Below are 15,047 nucleotides of genomic sequence, written 5' to 3'. Positions count from 1 at the left end.
GAATCGCGTGCCGATCCATGAGAATGGCGTACCGATCCGTGGCGGGAGTGACGGGACGAGCCGGTCCTGGCCCGCCCCGGCACTGCCGCGCCACGGGTCTTCAGCCGCCCGCAGTGGGCGAACGGACAGGCGGGCGAGAGGAGTTGGGCATGGCCACAGATGCTGGCGAGCGTACGACGAGGAGACACGAGGGGACCGCCATCGGGACACCGGCCGTCGCGGCGGCCGTGCTCACGGGTGTCGTCGCGCTCTACATCGCGCTCGTCGCGTTCGGGAACATCACCGACTTCGACAGCAACCAGCAGTTCGTCCGGCACGTCCTGTCGATGGACACGACGTTCAAGGACGAGGACCTGATGTGGCGGGCCGTCGAGTCCCGCGCCCTCCAGGACGCCGCGTACGTCGCGATCATCGCCTGGGAGACGCTGGCAGCGCTCGTCCTCATCGCGGGGACGGTCCTGTGGATCGCCGGGCTTCGCGGGCCGGGTGCCGACTTCGCCCGGGCGCGCCGGGTGAGCACCGCCGGACTGCTGATGCTGGTGCTGCTGTTCGGCGGCGGCTTCATAGGCGTCGGCGGCGAGTGGTTCGCGATGTGGCAGTCCGAGGACTGGAACGGACTCGACGCCGCGATCCGCGTGGTCACGCTGTGCGGCATTGCGCTCCTCGTGGTGCAACTGCCGTTCGCGGGGCGGCGGTCCGACGGCGCGCACCCCGCGCGAAGCGAGGATGCGGACCGCTGAGGGACGCGCGCCGGATCCCACCCGGGCGTGATCACGTGCCGCAGGTGTGCGGTAGCCGACAGTTCCGATTGTCGGAGCCATCGCCTAGGCTGAGTGCATGCCCTTAACCCCTCAACCCCATGGTTCCGTGCGGTCTTCTACCGAGTTGAACGAGCGGATACGAGGCTTGTGGCTGCGCGCCGGCGGCCGACTCTCCGCCGAGCAGCGCCGGGAGTACGAGCAGCTGGTGACCGAGTGGGCCGAGGCGGTGCGCGCGGAGGTCGTCCAGGCCGCCTAGGCAACACTCTCCCTCCCCCGACGCTATGGCGCTCCCCGCCCCCGGGGACACGGTCCCCGGGGGTTCCTTCCGGTTCGACGGGGGTCCTTCGCCGTCCTCCCTCTTGGCGCCGCCCCCGCGGTGCCCAACACTGAGGCGATGACGCAGCGCGTGGAACTCGCCGCCCTCATCGACCGATTGGCCATCGACACCCTCATCACCGACTACGCCGGCACCGTCGACGACGGCGACTGGGACGCGTACCGACAGCTGTTCACCCCCGAAGGACGCGCCGACTACCGGTCGGCGGGCGGCATAGAGGGCTCCGCGGGGGAGGTGTCCGCGTGGCTCGCCGAGACGATGCGGATGTTCGCCATGCGCCAGCACCTCGTCGTCAACCGCAGACTCCGCTTCGGCGTCCGCGAGCAGGACGTCGGCGACACCGCGCGCGTGCGGGCCGACTATGTGAACCCCATGCGGTTCGCCGGGGAACCGGACGCCGAGGGCACCACCACGCCCGACTTCACCTGTGGCGGCCGCTACGAGTTCACCGCGCTGCGCACCCACAGCGGCTGGCGGCTGCGCCAGGTGGTCGTACGGGAGAAGTGGCGCAGCACGCGCACCACCGGCAAGCCGTGGGACCAGGCCGTCGTCGGACAGCGGACGCCGCCCCTCACCGAGCCCGGCTGAGCGGGCCCCGGACCGCCCCGTGACCCGGGCGGCTCCGCCCCCTGTCCTAGATCGTCACCGGCGCGCACACTGGGAGCACGACCGGGCGTCGGGCCGAGTCGGGGGCAAGGAGGCGCGCTGCATGGACGTACTCAGCGGCAGGCGGCCACACCGGTGGGCACCCCGCCGGGCCCTGTCCCGGCGGGCCTTCCCCTCGTGGCGCCACCGCCTGGACGCCGCCCTCGCCTCGCGGTGGCAGCGCGGCGTCCTCGCCGCCCTGAGCGGCGCCCTGCCCGCGCTCGCCTTCCCCGAGCCGTCGTGGTGGTGGTTCGCGTACGTCGCGCTCGTGCCGTGGATCCTGCTCACCCGGTCGGCGGATTCGGGGCGGCGGGCCGCGCTCGACGGGTGGCTGGGCGGGCTCGGCTTCATGGTGGCCGTGCACCACTGGCTGCTGCCGAGCCTGCATGTGTTCACGCTGGTCATCGCCGCGCTCCTCGGGCTCCTGTGGGCGCCCTGGGGCTGGCTCGCGCACCGCTTCCTCGGTGGGCCGCCCGGCCCGGGGCGGGCGGTGGCCGCGCTGCTCGTGCTGCCGTCCGGCTGGCTCTTCGTCGAGCTGGTGCGGTCCTGGGAGGGTCTCGGCGGCCCGTGGGGGCTGCTCGGCTCCAGCCAGTGGAAGGTGGAGCCCGCCCTGCGCCTTGCGTCGGTGGGCGGTGTGTGGCTGGTCAGCGGGCTCGTCGTGGCCGTGAACACCGGTGTCGCGGTGCTCCTCGCGTGGCGGTCGGCGCGCGCTCCCGCCGTCGCCGGGCTCGTCGCCGTGGCCGCCGCGACCACCACCGCGTGGACCTGGTCCCCGCGCCCGGAGGCCGCGGGCAGCGTCCGCGTCGCCGTGGTGCAGCCCGGCGTCCTTGACGGGGCGGACGCCCCCGACCGGCGGTTCGACCGCGAGGAGGCGCTGACCCGCGCCCTCGCGGGCCGGGGCCTCGACCTCGTCGTGTGGGGCGAGAGCAGCGTGGGCCACGACCTGGCGGACCGGCCCGACCTGGCGCGGCGGATCGCCGCGCTCTCGCGTCAGGTGGGCGCCGAGATCCTGGTGAACGTCGACGCCCGCCGCTCGGACCGGCCCGGCATCTTCAAGAGCTCGGTGCTCGTGGGCCCGGACGGGCCGACGGGTGACCGCTACGACAAGATGCGCCTGGTCCCGTTCGGCGAGTACGTCCCGGCGCGCTCGCTGCTCGGCTGGGCCACGTCGGTGGGCAAGGCCGCGGGCGAGGACCGCAGGCGCGGCGAGCGGCCCGTCGTGATGGACCTCGCGCACGGCCTGCGCGTCGGGCCCCTGGTGTGCTTCGAGTCGGCCTTCCCCGACATGAGCCGCCATCTCACCCGCGAGGGCGCGCAGCTGCTGCTCGCACAGTCCGCCACGTCCACGTTCCAGCACAGCTGGGCACCCGAGCAGCACGCCTCGCTCGCGGCCCTGCGGGCCGCCGAGACCGGCCGCCCCATGGTGCACGCGACGCTCACCGGAGTCTCCGCGGTCTACGGCCCGAGCGGCGAGCGCGTCGGCGAGCCGCTCGGCACCTCCGCGTCGAGCACGGCGGAGTACGAGATCCCGCTGGCCACGGGCACGACGCCGTACGTCAGGTTCGGCGACTGGCCGGTGTACGCGGCGCTCACGGTCCTCGCCGCGCTCGCCGTCGTCGAGGGGGCGCGGGCGCTCAGGCGGCCTGCTCGCACACTGCGCGTACCACCCGCTCGCACAGCTCATGGGTCGCCAGCGCGTCCCGGGCGCTGAGCACCTTGCCCGCGCGCACGGCGTCGAGGAAGGCGAGCGTGACCTGCTCGATGCCGCGCTGACGGGCCACCGGCACCCAGTCGCCGCGCCGCCGCACGGTGGGCTGGCCCTTGTGGTCCACGACCTCGGCGAGGTTGAGGACCTGCCGCTTGGTGTCCTGCCCGGAGACCTCCAGGACCTCCTCGGTGGAGCCGCTGAGCCGGTTCATCACGCCGATCGCGGTGAAGCCGTCGCCCGCCAGCTGGAGCACGACGTGCTCCAGGAGGCCGTCCGTGACCCGGCCGCGCACGCTCACGTGGTCGACGGCGCCCGGCACCAGGAACCGCAGCGTGTCCACGACGTGGATGAAGTCGTCGAGCACCATCGTGCGCGGGTCCTCGGGAAGGCCCACGCGGTTCTTCTGCATCAGGATCAGCTCGCGCGGGTGCTCGGCGCACTGGGCGTAGCCGGGCGCGTAGCGGCGGTTGAAGCCGACGGTGAGGCTCACCCCGCGCCGCTCGGCGAGCTCCACGAGCCGCTCGGAGTCGGCGAGTTCGTACGCGATGGGCTTGTCCACGTACGTCGCCACGCCCGCCTCCAGGAGGCGCTCCACGATCTCGGGGTGCGCGCCGGTCGGCGCGTGCACGAAGGCCGCGTCGAGGTCCTGGGCGAGCAGCGAGTCCAGGTCCGTGTGGCGCTGCCCGGCGGGGACGTGGTGGATCTCGCCGATCCGCTCCAGGGTGGCGGGCGTGCGGGTCTGGAGGTGCAGCTCGACGCCTGGCTGCGTGGTGAGCACCGGCAGGTACGCCTTTTGCGCGATGTCACCGAGTCCGATGCAGCCGACCTTCACCACTGTCTCCCTACCGTCGTGCGGGTGCGCGCCCATGCGCCCCCGCGTCCGTCTCCGCAGCATACGGGGGACCCGGCGGCTGCCAGTCGGCGATCGAGGCGAAGCCCCGCACGATCAGGTCCGGGCCGATCCTGTGGGCCGCGCGCAGCAGGGTGTCGCGCGCGGCGATGAGCCCGCCGTGGGAGAGGTGGTTGAGGCGGGCCGTGCGGGCGGCCTGCCGCACGATCGCGGTCGTCCGGGGCACGCGGACCGCGCTGTAGGCGGCCAGCCCGGCGAAGAGGTCGCCGCCGGGCCGGGCGTGGTGGGCGAGCACGACTCCGTCCTCGATCGCCTGGTTGCCGCCCTGGCCGAGGGTGGGCGCCATGGCGTGCGCCGCGTCACCGACGAGCACGACGCGGCCGCGGTGGTACGCGGCGAGCGGCGTGGCCATGTGCCACACGTCGTTGCGCAGGACGTCCTCGGGCCGGGCGGCGGCGAGGATCTCGGGGATCGGGTCGTGCCAGTCGGAGAAGCGCCGCGCCAGCTCGGCCTTCTCGTCGTCGGGCGCGCGGGTGCCCGGGGGCACGAGCGCCGTGCCGTACGCGTAGACCCTGCCGTCCTTCAGCGGCTGCGTGCCCCATACGCCGCCGCGGCCCCAGGTCTCGTGCGGCTCGAAGGGCCGCTCCGGCGCGGGCACGACGAGCCGCCAGGCGGTGAACCCGGTGTACACGGGCCCGGGATGGGCCGGGAACAGCTCCTTGCGCACCGCGGAGTTGATGCCGTCGGCGCCGACCACCAGGTCCGCCTCGATGTCTCCTTCGGGGGTGCTCACGACGGCGGGGCGGCCGGGCCCGCCCGGGTCCGCGAGCCGCGCGGCCGTGCCGGTGCGCAGGCTGTCGCCGGGCAGCGCGCCGACGAGCAGGTCGACGAGCGTCGCCCGGTGCACGAGGACGAGGGCGCCGCCGAACTCCCGCGCCGTGGCGGCGGACGTGGTGCGCACCAGCCAGCGGCCGTCCTGTGCGCGCAGGCCGCCCGCGCCGCGCCAGGCGGCCAGCTCGCGCACGCCGTCGCCGAGGCCCAGGACGTCCAGGGCGCGCTGGGCGTTCGGGGCGAGGCCGATGCCGGAGCCGACGGGCTCCAGGGACGCGGCCCGTTCGAGGACGGTGACGCGCCAGCCGGACCGGTGCAGGGCGATGGCGCTGGTGAGCCCGCCGATGCCACCGCCCACGACGACCGCGTGGGGCTTGGCGGGCCCAGTGGGGCCGGTGGGGCTGGTGGGCCCGGTGGGGCCGACGGACTCGTGGGGCTTGAGGGGCTTGCCTGTGGGGGCCATGTTCTCTCCTCGGTCACACACCCGCGACACTACAGGTGTAGTGCCAGCGAGAAGAACGTACTACATCTATAGTGAGACGGGTAGGGTGCCTCCCATGTCCGTACGCACCAAGGGCTCATCGCGCCCCGAACTGATCGCCGACACCGCCCTCGCCCTGCTCGCCGAGCGCGGCATGCGCGGCCTGACCCACCGGGCCGTCGACGAGGCGGCGGGGCTCCCCCCGGGCTCGACGTCGAACCACGCCCGCACCCGGCTCGCGCTCCTCGAAGCGGCGGTGCGGCGGCAGGCGCAGCGCGAGGCCGCCGTCCTCACCCCGGGCGAGCTACCGGACCCGGCGGACGGCCGCGCGGCCCTGGTCGAAGGGCTCTCCGCGGCCCTGCACCGCTTCCTCTCCGGCGCCGAGCACCGCGCCCTGCTCGTGTCCCGCTACGAGCTGGCCCTGGAGGCCACGCGACGCCCGGAGCTGCGGGCGTACTACGACGCGACGGGCGCCCGGTTCCGCGAGCCCCTCCACGCGTTCGTGCGCGCGGCCGGCTCCACGGACCCGGACCGGCACACCCTGTCCCTGGTCGCGTGGTGCGACGGCCTGATGTTCTCCTGCGTGGCGGGCTCGTACAGCGCCGCGACCCCGACGATGGAGGAACTGCGGGCGGGGTTCGGGGAGTTGCTCCGCGGGATGCTTGACGAATAGCCGTCCGGGAGGCGCGCCTCACCGGGCCGGGCGCGTGCGGCGACGGGCGCGCCCCGCCGGTTCGCCCGTGCCCTCGCCCGTGCGGGCGGACCGGCCCGCCTTCACGGCCGCGCGCCGCCCGGCACCCGGCAGAGTGCCCGGGATGCGGCGTACGACGACCATCATGGCCCTGCTCGTCTCCGTGACCGTCTCGGCCGTCTCCGGCTGCGTCGGCGTCGACCGGTCGGCCGTCGACCGGGCGAAGGCGCCCTCGGGACCGGCCGAGCACCCGCCCAGCGCCGGGGAACGGCCGCCTCCGCGGGCCACCCAGCCCCCGGCCCGTGACCGGCTGCAGGAGGCCGGGCCGACGCCCGCGCCACCACCGGCGCTGCCGCCCCGCACCCCCTCCCCCGCCCGCACGGCTCCGGTGCCCGCGCCCCGGGCGGCCACGCCCGACGAGCCCTCCGCGCGCCCGCGCCCCCGGCCCGAGCGGCCCCGTCCCGGCCCGCCCCGGCACGGGCACCGCCCTCGCGAGACCCCGCACGGTCCGCCTCCCCACGCCCGGGGCGAGGCGGGGGTCTGCGCCCTCGCGCAGCGGCACGGCCACTGGGATCCGGACAGCCCGCAGGCGGTCATCTGCCGGGAGGTCTACGGGAGTTGAGCGTCACTCGTCGACGGCGCCCTCCCCCACCTGCGCCTCCAGCCGGTGCAGGGCCGCGCGGATGCCGTCCCCATAGCTGTCGTCGCCGAGCGCGCCGACCGCGCCGCGCGCGAGGCGCAGCTGGCTGCGGGCCGCCTCGGGGCGGGCGAGCTTCACATAGTCCGCCGCCAGGTTCAGATGCAGCGAGGGGTAGAAGCCGCGGACCGCGAGCGAGCGGTGGTGGGCGCCGACCCGCTCGTCGGTCAGCTCGTCCGCCGCCGACAACGCCCTGAGGTCCCAGGCCAGTTCGTCCGCCGGGTCGTCCTGGGTGTCCGCCATGTAGTGCGCGAGGGTGCAGCGGTGCAGTGCGTCGCCGTCCTCGCCGATCTCCGACCAGATGGCGAGGAAGCGGGTCCTCGCCTCCTCGCGGTCACCGGCGTGCTGGAGCATGACCGCCTGCCCGATCCGGGTCATCACGGCGTCCTCGCCGTCCGCCGTCCGTTCCTGCCGCTCCACCACCGCGCCGCCCTCCACGTCCGCCGTCCGTCCTCGGTCGTCCAACGGTCCCGACGCTAGCGGCCACCACTGACAATCCCCGTCAGGCGCGGTGCGACGCGGGCAGCCCGGGGCCGCCCGCTGCGCCAGGCCGGTGACGGACACCGGCCCGGCCCCCCGGGCGGACCCGGAGGTCAGCCCACGTCCGGGATGCGCCAGTCGATCGGCGCGTGGCCCTGGGCCGCCACCGCCTCGTTGATCTGCGTGAAGGGGTGCGAGCCGAAGAACTTCCTGGCGGACAGCGGGGACGGGTGCGCGCCCTTGACCACGACGTGCCGCTCCTGGTCGATCAGCGGCAGCTTCTTCTGCGCGTAGTTCCCCCACAGGACGAAGACCACCGGCTCCGCGCGGTCGGCGACGGCCCTGATCACCGCGTCCGTGAACTTCTCCCAGCCCTGGCCCTTGTGCGAGTTGGCCTCGCCGGAGCGGACTGTCAGGACCGCGTTCAGGAGCAGGACGCCCTGGCGGGCCCAGGGCATCAGATAGCCGTTGTCCGGAATGGGCAGGCCCAGCTCCGCGTGCATTTCCTTGTAGATGTTCCGCAGCGACGGCGGGGTCCGCACCCCGGGGCGCACCGAGAAGCACAGGCCGTGGCCCTGGCCCTCGCCGTGATACGGGTCCTGGCCGAGGACGAGGACCTTCACGTCGTCGTACGGCGTCGCGTCCAGGGCGGCGAAGACCTCCTCGCGCGGCGGGAACACCGGTCCCTTCGCCCGCTCCTCCTCGACGAACTCGGTGAGCTCCTTGAAGTAGGGCTTCTGGAGCTCCTCGCCGAGGACTCCGCGCCAGGACGCGGGCAGCATGGCGATGTCGGTCACGTCAACAACCTCCGGGGTGCGGTCCGTTCTTCAGCACAGAACCTACCGGCGACCACTGACAACCGGTCCCGGCCGGGCATCCCCGCCCCCGCCCCGGCCCGCCCCCCCCCGGCGGCTACCAGCTCGTCTTGCGGCTCAGCTCCCACATCATCATGATCGCCGACGGGTCGAGGGCCCGTTCGCCGCCCGCGATCTCCTCGCTGGCCATGATGTACTGCTTGCCCTGCCACAGCGGCAGCAGCCGGACGTCGTCGAGGAGCACGCGCTGCGCCGCCTCGAACTCGTCGGCGACCTTGCCCCGGTCCGCCTCGCGGCGCGAGCGCGGCAGGAGGTCCCTGGTGATCGTCGGCGAGGGGTAGGGCGTGTTGAGGACGTTGCGCTCGCCCACGAAGGGCGCGATGAAGTTCTCCGCGTCCGGGAAGTCCGGGAACCAGCCGCGCCCGAAGACCGGGTACCGGCCCTCTTCGTAGCCCTTCTCGAAGGCCTTCCAGGGGCGGCCCTTGATCGTGATCTCGAACAGGCCCGAGGCCTCCAGCTGCCGCTTGAGCTCGGCGAACTCCGCCGCGGTCACGGAGCCGTAGCGGTCGGTGGCGTACCAGAGGGTGAGCGGCACCCGCTCGGTGATGCCCGCGGCCCTGAGGATGCGCCGGGCCTTGGCGGCGCTGGGCTCGCCGTACTCGTCGAAGAAGCCCGTGGTGTGCCCGTTCACCCCGCGCGGCACCATCGAGTACAGCGGCTCGACGGTGTCCTTGTACACCTTGTGCGCGAGCGCGGGCCGGTCGAGGACCTGCGCGAACGCCTTGCGGACCGCGGGCTTGCGCGCCCACGGGTCCTTGGGGTTGAACACCAGGTAGCGGATCTCGGCGCCCGCGCCCTCGACGAGCCGGAGGTGCTCCTCCTTGTCGGCGCCCTGCTGCGCCACGACGTCCTCGGCGGCGATCCCGCGGAAGGTCAGGTCGAGCTCCTTCTCGCGCAGCGCGTCGACCATGGCGGCGGAGTCGTCGAAGTAGCGGATGGTCACGGCGTCGTTCTTGCGGTCGGCGGCGCCTTCGTAGCGGTCGTTCCTGACCAGGACCGCCTTCTCGTCGACGCGGTAGTCGTCGAGCTCGTACGGTCCTGAGCCGGTGACCTCGTCGCCCTCGCGGAGCCTGTCCGCCGGGTAGTCGGCCGGGGCGACGATCGACATGGCGGGCGTGGCGAGCACGAAGGGGAAGGTCGCGTCCGGCTTCTTCAGCCGGAAGACCACGGTCCGCTCGCCCTCGACGTCGACCGACGCCAGGGAGCCGAGCAGTCCCGCGGGGCCGCCCTTGACGTCGATGCGCCGGATCCGGTCGAAGGAGTGCTTGACGGCCGCGGCGTCCAGCACGTCGCCGTTGGAGAACCTCAGGTCCTCGCGGAGCGTACACGTGTACACCGTGCTGGTCGCGTCGCGGAACCGGCACGAGCGCGCGGCGTCCGCCTGTGGCTGCGTGGCGCCGGACGGGAAGCTCAGCAGCGTCTGGAACACGTTCCGGTACAGCTCCCAGGAGCCGTCCCAGGACGCCGCGGGGTCGAGCGTGGTCGGCGCGCTCGTCGTCCCCACGGTGATGACGTCCTCGTCGTCCGAGTCCCCGGACGAGAACATCCCGCAGCCGGCGAGCAGGGATATGGACAACGACACCGCGAACGGACGCAGGCATCGCAGCTGACCTCTAGTGAACACGCGGGCGCTCCTCGATCTGCCGTGCCATGGGGCGGCAGACGCTACCGCAAGGTCCGGCCGGTCCAACCCGGCACGCCGAGGGGGTACTTGTTGCGCGCGTACGTCACCTAAGAGCGGTTGTTGAGGTTTGTACGATGCGCCGCTTCCTGCGTGTCGGCCGGTGCGGCGGGGTGCCCGCACCGGCCGGAGGCGCGGCGGCCGGTCAGCCCACGCCCGCGTTCAGGAAGATGCCGCCATCGACCACGAGGGTCTGGCCGGTGATCCAGTCGGACTGCCCGGAGGTGAGGAACGCCGCCGCGCCGCCGACGTCGGAGGGCACGCCGAGCCGCCCCAGCGGGTACGCCGACGTCACCTCCTCCTCGCGGCCCTCGTACAGCGCCCGGGCGAACTGGGTCTTGACCACGGCGGGCGCGATCGCGTTGACCCGGACCTTCGGGGCGAACTCGTGCGCCAGCTGGAGCGTCAGATTGACCATGGCGGCCTTGCTCATGCCGTACGCGCCGACGAACGGCGACGCGGCCACGCCCGCGATCGAGGCGATGTTCACGATCGCGCCGCCGTGCTCGCCCTGCCACGCCTTCCACGTCAGCTGCGCGAAGCCGAGGGCCGAGATCACGTTCGTCTCGAAGACCTTGCGCGCCACGTTCAGGTCGAGCTCGGCCATGGGCCCGAACACCGGGTTCGTACCGGCGTTGTTGACCAGGAAGTCGACGCGCCCGAAGGCCTCCATGGCCCGCTCCACGGCGATCGCCTGGTGCGCCTCGTCGTGGGCCTTGCCCGCGACGCCGATGACGCGGTCGGAGCCGAGCTTCTCGACGGCCTCCTTGAGGGCGTCCTCGTTGCGCCCGGTGATGCACACGCGGTCGCCGCGGGCGACGAGCGCCTCCGCGATGCCGTAGCCGATGCCGCGGCTCGCACCCGTCACGAGCGCCGCCTTGCCGCTGTCCTGCACTGCCATTCTGGGCTGTCCTTTGCGTCGGGGAGGGAGCGGAGGCGCTAGTTGAGCGGGCCGCCGGCCACGTACAGGACCTGGCCGGAGACGAAGCCCGCCGCGTCGCCGGTGAAGAAGGCGATGGCGTTGGCGATGTCCTCGGGCTCGCCGACGCGTTGCACGGGGATCTGCGTGGCGGCCGCGGCCTGGAAGTCCTCGAAGCCCATCCCGACGCGTTCCGCGGTGGCCTTGGTCATCTCGGTGGCGATGAAGCCGGGCGCGACCGAGTTGGCGGTGATGCCGAACTTGCCGAGCTCCTTGGCGAGGGTCTTGGTGAAGCCCTGCATGCCCGCCTTGGCCGCCGCGTAGTTGACCTGGCCCCGGTTGCCGAGCGCGGAGGAGCTGGAGAGGTTCACGATGCGGCCGAAGCCCGCGTCGACCATGTGCTTCTGACAGGCCTTGGACATCAGGAAAGCGCCCCGCAGGTGCACGTTCATGACCGTGTCCCAGTCGTCCGCGCTCATCTTGAACAGCAGGTTGTCGCGCAGCACGCCCGCGTTGTTCACCAGGATCGTCGGCGCGCCGAGCTCCTGGGCGATCCGGGCGACCGCGGCCTCGACCTGGGCCTCGTCGGACACGTCGCAGCCCACGGCGAGGGCCCGGCCGCCCGCGGCCGTGATCTTCTCGACGGTGTCCTTGCAGGCGGCCTCGTCGAGGTCGATCACGGCGACGGCGCGGCCCTCGGCGGCGAGGCGTACGGCGGTGGCGGCGCCGATGCCTCGCGCCGCTCCGGTCACGACCGCGACGCGCTGCTCAGTGGTGGACATGCTGGCTCTCCTCGCCCTTGGGATGCGGCTCCGCGGTGCGCCCCCAGGTGAGCGACCGCTTAGTACCTTCAGCAGACGAGACGCTAGAAGCCCTGGCACCCGGTGTCAACGGCACCCCCGGGATCAGCACGGCGGGCGATCCGCGATCAGCGCACCAGGAGCTCGACGAGCCGCTCCACCTCGGCCTCGGGGTCGGCGGTGAGGCCGGTGTGCACGGGCCCCGGCTGGACCACGGTCGACCGCGGCGCGATCAGCCAGCGGAAGCGCCGCCCGGCGTCGTCCGGCGCGGCCTGACCCGCGGCGTCGCCGCCCGCGCAGACCCCTGCGACGGCGCCGAGTGCCGCGCGCACCCCGGCGGCGTCGGCCTCCGGGTCGAGGGCGCGGAGCTTGGCCTCGTCGAGGTGGACGCGGGCCGCGACGTAGGACTTGGCGCGGCAGTAGAGCACCACGCCCGCGTTGAACTGCTCGCCGCGCTCGACGCGCGGGACGACCCGCAGCAGGGCGTACTCGTAGACGTCCCGTGCGGGGGCCTCGGTCGTGTCGGTCACTTGCCGCCGCCTTCCAGGGTGATGCGCTCGTGGATGCTCTCCGCGCGCGGGAGCAGCGCGTCGGCGTACGCCTGCCGCACCGCGTCGGGGCCGTCGAAGCCCGGCTCGCCGTCCAGCCACGCGTCGGGCACGTCGGCGGTCACCTCGGCGAGCAGTTCCTTGGTGACCAGCGGGGCCAGCTCGGCGGCGGCCGCGGCGACGTCGGGGCCGTACGGGGCGAGGGCGTGATCGGAGGCGTCGTACGCCCTGGCGGATGCGGTCTGGGCGGTGGGCCAGTTGTGGTGCCAGATCATGCTCGCGCCGTGGTCGATGAGCCAGATGTCGCCGTGCCACACCAGGAGGTTGGGGTTGCGCCAGGAGCGGTCCACGTTGTTGATCAGCGCGTCGAACCACACGACGCGGCCGGCCTCGGCCGGGTCCACCACGAAGGCCAGCGGGTCGAAGCCGAGGGCACCCGACAGGTACTCCATGCCGAGGTTGAGCCCGCCGCTTGACTTGAGCAGCTGCTGCACCTCCTGGTCCGGTTCGGCGAGGCCGAGCACGGGGTCGAGGCCGACGCCCACGAGGCGCGGCACGCGCAGGCCGAGGCGGCGCGCCAGCTGCCCGCAGATCACCTCCGCGACCAGCGTCTTGCGGCCCTGGCCCGCGCCGCTGAACTTCGTGACGTACGTCCCGTACGCCCCGCGGCCGTCGTCGGTCTCGACGAGGCCGGGCAGCGAGCCGCCCTCACGCAACGGCGTGACGTACCGGACGGCGGTGACTTCGGAGAGCATTGCCCCAGGTTACTGGCCTCACCAAACCCTCGCGGGGCGCCCTCGCTCAAACCTTGAACAACCCGCCCCTCGCATCCGTATCCCCCGACATGACTGCTTCAAGCGACGATTCCCCCCTGCCCACGGGCCACCACCTCACCCGCCGCACCGTGGTCACCGCCGCGGGCGCCGCCGGCCTGGCCGCCGCCCTCGTCGGCTGCGGCTCCGGCGACGACGACAAGGACTCCTCCGCACCGGCGGGCGAGGAGAAAGAGAAGGGGAAGGAAGGGGGCGGCGCGGCGGCCGCCGTGCTCGCCAGGACGGCCGACATCCCCGTGGGCGGCGGGAAGATCTTCAAGGACGAGGGCGTGGTGGTCACCCAGCCGGAGAAGGGCCGGTTCAAGGCGTTCTCGAACCTCTGCACCCACAAGCAGTGCCCGGTCGCCAGTGTCGAGGGCGGCACCATCAACTGCACGTGCCACGGCAGCAAGTTCGACATCGCCGACGGCAGCGTGAAGAGGAGCCCGGCGACGAGCCCGCTGCCCCCGGCCGGGATCAGCGTGGAGGGGGACTCGATCAAACTGGCCTGAGCCGCTAGGCGGGCCGCAGGCGTCGCGGCCGCTGCCACACGGCGAGGACCTCCTCGGTGGAGGTCACGGTGGCGACCAGGGCGAGCGTGTTGCGGACCATCGCGGGGGTGTAGTCGGCGGGGACCCCCGCGATGGCGTCCGCGGGCACGACGGCGGTGTAGCCGAGGTTCACGGCGTCGAAGACGGCGTTCGGGATCGCCACGTTGGCCGAGACCCCGGTCACCAGGAGGGTGCGGCAGCCGATGTTGCGCAGCAGCGCGTCGACGTCGGTGCCCGCGATCGGCGAGAGGCCGTGCAGCCTGCGGACCACGAAGTCCTCCTCCGCGACCTCGATCGGCGGCGCGATCCGCACGGCCGTCGTGCCGGACAGCTGCTGCACGGGCAGCTTCGCCGCGGCCTTGAAGAGGCGCGCGTTGTGGCTGGCACCGCGCCCGTCGGGCCGCCGCTCGGCGACGGCGTGCAGGACTTGGACGCCGCCGACGTGGGCGGCGGCCACCAGGCGCGCGACATTGGTGAGGGCCCCCGACGCACGGGCCGCTTCGGCGAGTTCGGGCAGCGCGCTCTGCGGCCCGACGACGCCCTGCTGGCACTCGACCGTGAGCAGGGCGGTGGCGGCCGGGTCGAGCAGGCGGCTGAGCTGTTCGTACGTGGGCATGGTCCCCCTCGGCTGAGCCCGCCGCGCGGCGCGTGGCGCGCCCGGTCGCGGGCCGTGGCCGTCGGTGGCCGCGGTGCGCGGGAGGCTAACCGGCATTGCGCCCCGGCGGAAGAGACCCCATGCTCATCTGACGCATTGTCAGTTATGGGCGCCGCAGCGCGCGGCCGTACGGCCGCGCCTCCGCGCGGACACACGGCCGCGCGACCGCGACCACCGCGCGGACGGCCCCCGGACGAGGAGACGACGCATGGCCCTCACCCAGCGCCGCGGCCGCCGGATCATGATGACCCCGGGCGAGCTTGACGCCTTCCTGACCGCCGAGCGGACCTGCAGGGTGGCGACGGTGTCCGCCGACGGCGCCCCGCACGCGAGCCCGCTGTGGTTCGTGTGGGACGGCACGTCCCTGTGGCTGTACTCGCTCACGCGCAGCAGGCGCTGGGCGGACCTGGGGCGCGACCCGCGGATCGCGGTCGTCGTCGACGCGGGCGAGACGTACGGCGAACTGCGCGGCGCCGAGCTGACCGGCACCGTCGAGCGCGTGGGCGAGGCACCGCGCGTCGGCGGGCCCTGCCCCGAACTCGACGCCGTGGAGCGGCTGTTCGCGCGCAAGAACTTCGACATGGACGCGATGGTGCACGACGGGCGGCACGCGTGGCTGCGGCTCACCCCGGACGCGGTGGCGTCCTGGGACTTCCGCAAGCTGGCGCAGTCAGCCCGGGCTTCCGCAGACTGACGCAGTCCGCCCGGCGCCTCCGGAAGCCACG

Annotated in this window: 18 protein-coding genes; 8 read left to right on the top strand and 10 right to left on the bottom strand. The window is 73.7% G+C overall.

All coding sequences use genetic code 11. The annotated features are described in order from the left end of the window. The first annotated feature begins 149 nt into the window (after positions 1-149). The 4 genes from IG74_RS0119360 (at position 150) to lnt (ending at position 3,454) form a co-directional block, all read left to right on the top strand. The gene (locus IG74_RS0119360; protein ID WP_078868891.1) at positions 150-740 is read left to right on the top strand and encodes a DUF2165 domain-containing protein; all 591 of its coding nucleotides are present in this window, start codon (positions 150-152) and stop codon (positions 738-740) included. Between the two features lie 127 nt (positions 741-867). Continuing rightward, complete coding sequence (locus tag IG74_RS49505; RefSeq protein WP_374120593.1) at positions 868-1,017, top strand: hypothetical protein; 150 nt, start codon at positions 868-870, stop codon at positions 1,015-1,017. Between the two features lie 138 nt (positions 1,018-1,155). Further along, on the top strand, positions 1,156-1,686 hold the full coding sequence (locus tag IG74_RS0119350) for a nuclear transport factor 2 family protein (protein WP_063761264.1): 531 nt from the start codon (positions 1,156-1,158) through the stop codon (positions 1,684-1,686). A gap of 121 nt (positions 1,687-1,807) precedes the next feature. Then, positions 1,808-3,454 carry an apolipoprotein N-acyltransferase gene (gene lnt / locus IG74_RS0119345; protein WP_078868897.1) on the top strand — a complete coding sequence of 549 codons (1,647 nt, stop codon included), beginning with the start codon at positions 1,808-1,810 and terminating at the stop codon, positions 3,452-3,454. On the opposite strand, the gene IG74_RS0119340 is transcribed toward lnt, so the two are convergent. Both IG74_RS0119340 and IG74_RS0119335 read right to left on the bottom strand, forming a co-directional pair. After that, the gene (locus tag IG74_RS0119340) at positions 3,378-4,283 is read right to left on the bottom strand and encodes a Gfo/Idh/MocA family protein (RefSeq protein WP_030678397.1); all 906 of its coding nucleotides are present in this window, start codon (positions 4,281-4,283) and stop codon (positions 3,378-3,380) included. The genes lnt and IG74_RS0119340 overlap by 77 nt on opposite strands. Positions 4,284-4,293: 10 nt before the next feature. Continuing rightward, positions 4,294-5,595 (bottom strand): FAD-dependent monooxygenase, encoded by a 1,302-nt coding sequence (locus tag IG74_RS0119335; protein ID WP_078868889.1) that lies wholly within the window; start codon positions 5,593-5,595, stop codon positions 4,294-4,296. Between the two features lie 94 nt (positions 5,596-5,689). Here IG74_RS0119335 and IG74_RS0119330 point away from each other — a divergent pair, with 94 nt between their 5' ends. Together IG74_RS0119330 and IG74_RS52145 are read left to right on the top strand one after the other, a co-directional pair. Next, positions 5,690-6,286, top strand: a complete 597-nt coding sequence (locus IG74_RS0119330; protein WP_030678391.1) for a TetR/AcrR family transcriptional regulator — start codon at positions 5,690-5,692, stop codon at positions 6,284-6,286. 142 nt (positions 6,287-6,428) lie between these two features. Beyond that, positions 6,429-6,926, top strand: coding sequence for a hypothetical protein (locus tag IG74_RS52145; RefSeq protein ID WP_158857688.1), 498 nt, complete (start codon positions 6,429-6,431; stop codon positions 6,924-6,926). Between the two features lie 3 nt (positions 6,927-6,929). Here IG74_RS52145 and IG74_RS0119320 read toward each other — a convergent pair whose 3' ends face one another. From IG74_RS0119320 to IG74_RS0119290, 7 genes are all read right to left on the bottom strand, one after another. Next, on the bottom strand, positions 6,930-7,424 hold the full coding sequence (locus IG74_RS0119320) for a hypothetical protein (protein ID WP_030678382.1): 495 nt from the start codon (positions 7,422-7,424) through the stop codon (positions 6,930-6,932). Between the two features lie 170 nt (positions 7,425-7,594). Next, positions 7,595-8,263, bottom strand: a complete 669-nt coding sequence (gene ung, locus IG74_RS0119315) for a uracil-DNA glycosylase (protein WP_199818860.1) — start codon at positions 8,261-8,263, stop codon at positions 7,595-7,597. Between the two features lie 130 nt (positions 8,264-8,393). Next, complete coding sequence (locus tag IG74_RS0119310; RefSeq protein WP_030678377.1) at positions 8,394-9,980, bottom strand: ABC transporter substrate-binding protein; 1,587 nt, start codon at positions 9,978-9,980, stop codon at positions 8,394-8,396. Between the two features lie 202 nt (positions 9,981-10,182). Beyond that, complete coding sequence (locus tag IG74_RS0119305) at positions 10,183-10,938, bottom strand: SDR family oxidoreductase (protein ID WP_030678373.1); 756 nt, start codon at positions 10,936-10,938, stop codon at positions 10,183-10,185. A gap of 38 nt (positions 10,939-10,976) precedes the next feature. Further along, positions 10,977-11,738, bottom strand: coding sequence for a 3-oxoacyl-ACP reductase FabG (gene fabG / locus IG74_RS0119300; RefSeq protein ID WP_030678370.1), 762 nt, complete (start codon positions 11,736-11,738; stop codon positions 10,977-10,979). 146 nt (positions 11,739-11,884) lie between these two features. Continuing rightward, positions 11,885-12,286 (bottom strand): DUF3037 domain-containing protein, encoded by a 402-nt coding sequence (locus tag IG74_RS0119295; protein ID WP_030678367.1) that lies wholly within the window; start codon positions 12,284-12,286, stop codon positions 11,885-11,887. After that, positions 12,283-13,059 carry a HipA family kinase gene (locus tag IG74_RS0119290; protein WP_030678364.1) on the bottom strand — a complete coding sequence of 259 codons (777 nt, stop codon included), beginning with the start codon at positions 13,057-13,059 and terminating at the stop codon, positions 12,283-12,285. The genes IG74_RS0119295 and IG74_RS0119290 overlap by 4 nt, the downstream gene beginning before the upstream one ends. 89 nt (positions 13,060-13,148) lie before the next feature. On the opposite strand from IG74_RS0119290, the gene IG74_RS0119285 reads away from it, so the two are divergent. Then, positions 13,149-13,628, top strand: coding sequence for a Rieske (2Fe-2S) protein (locus tag IG74_RS0119285; RefSeq protein WP_030678362.1), 480 nt, complete (start codon positions 13,149-13,151; stop codon positions 13,626-13,628). 4 nt (positions 13,629-13,632) lie between these two features. Here IG74_RS0119285 and IG74_RS0119280 read toward each other — a convergent pair whose 3' ends face one another. Beyond that, the gene (locus IG74_RS0119280) at positions 13,633-14,283 is read right to left on the bottom strand and encodes a cysteine hydrolase (protein ID WP_030678359.1); all 651 of its coding nucleotides are present in this window, start codon (positions 14,281-14,283) and stop codon (positions 13,633-13,635) included. A gap of 247 nt (positions 14,284-14,530) precedes the next feature. On the opposite strand from IG74_RS0119280, the gene IG74_RS0119275 reads away from it, so the two are divergent. Beyond that, complete coding sequence (locus IG74_RS0119275; RefSeq protein ID WP_030678355.1) at positions 14,531-15,016, top strand: pyridoxamine 5'-phosphate oxidase family protein; 486 nt, start codon at positions 14,531-14,533, stop codon at positions 15,014-15,016. Positions 15,017-15,047: the final 31 nt, after the last annotated feature.

Origin of the sequence: Streptomyces sp. NRRL B-1347 (genome assembly GCF_000720325.1) — a bacterium.
In the GTDB taxonomy this organism is placed as follows: domain Bacteria; phylum Actinomycetota; class Actinomycetes; order Streptomycetales; family Streptomycetaceae; genus Streptomyces.
Note: the sequence above shows the minus strand (reverse complement) of the source record. Positions and strands in the feature narration are given on the sequence as shown.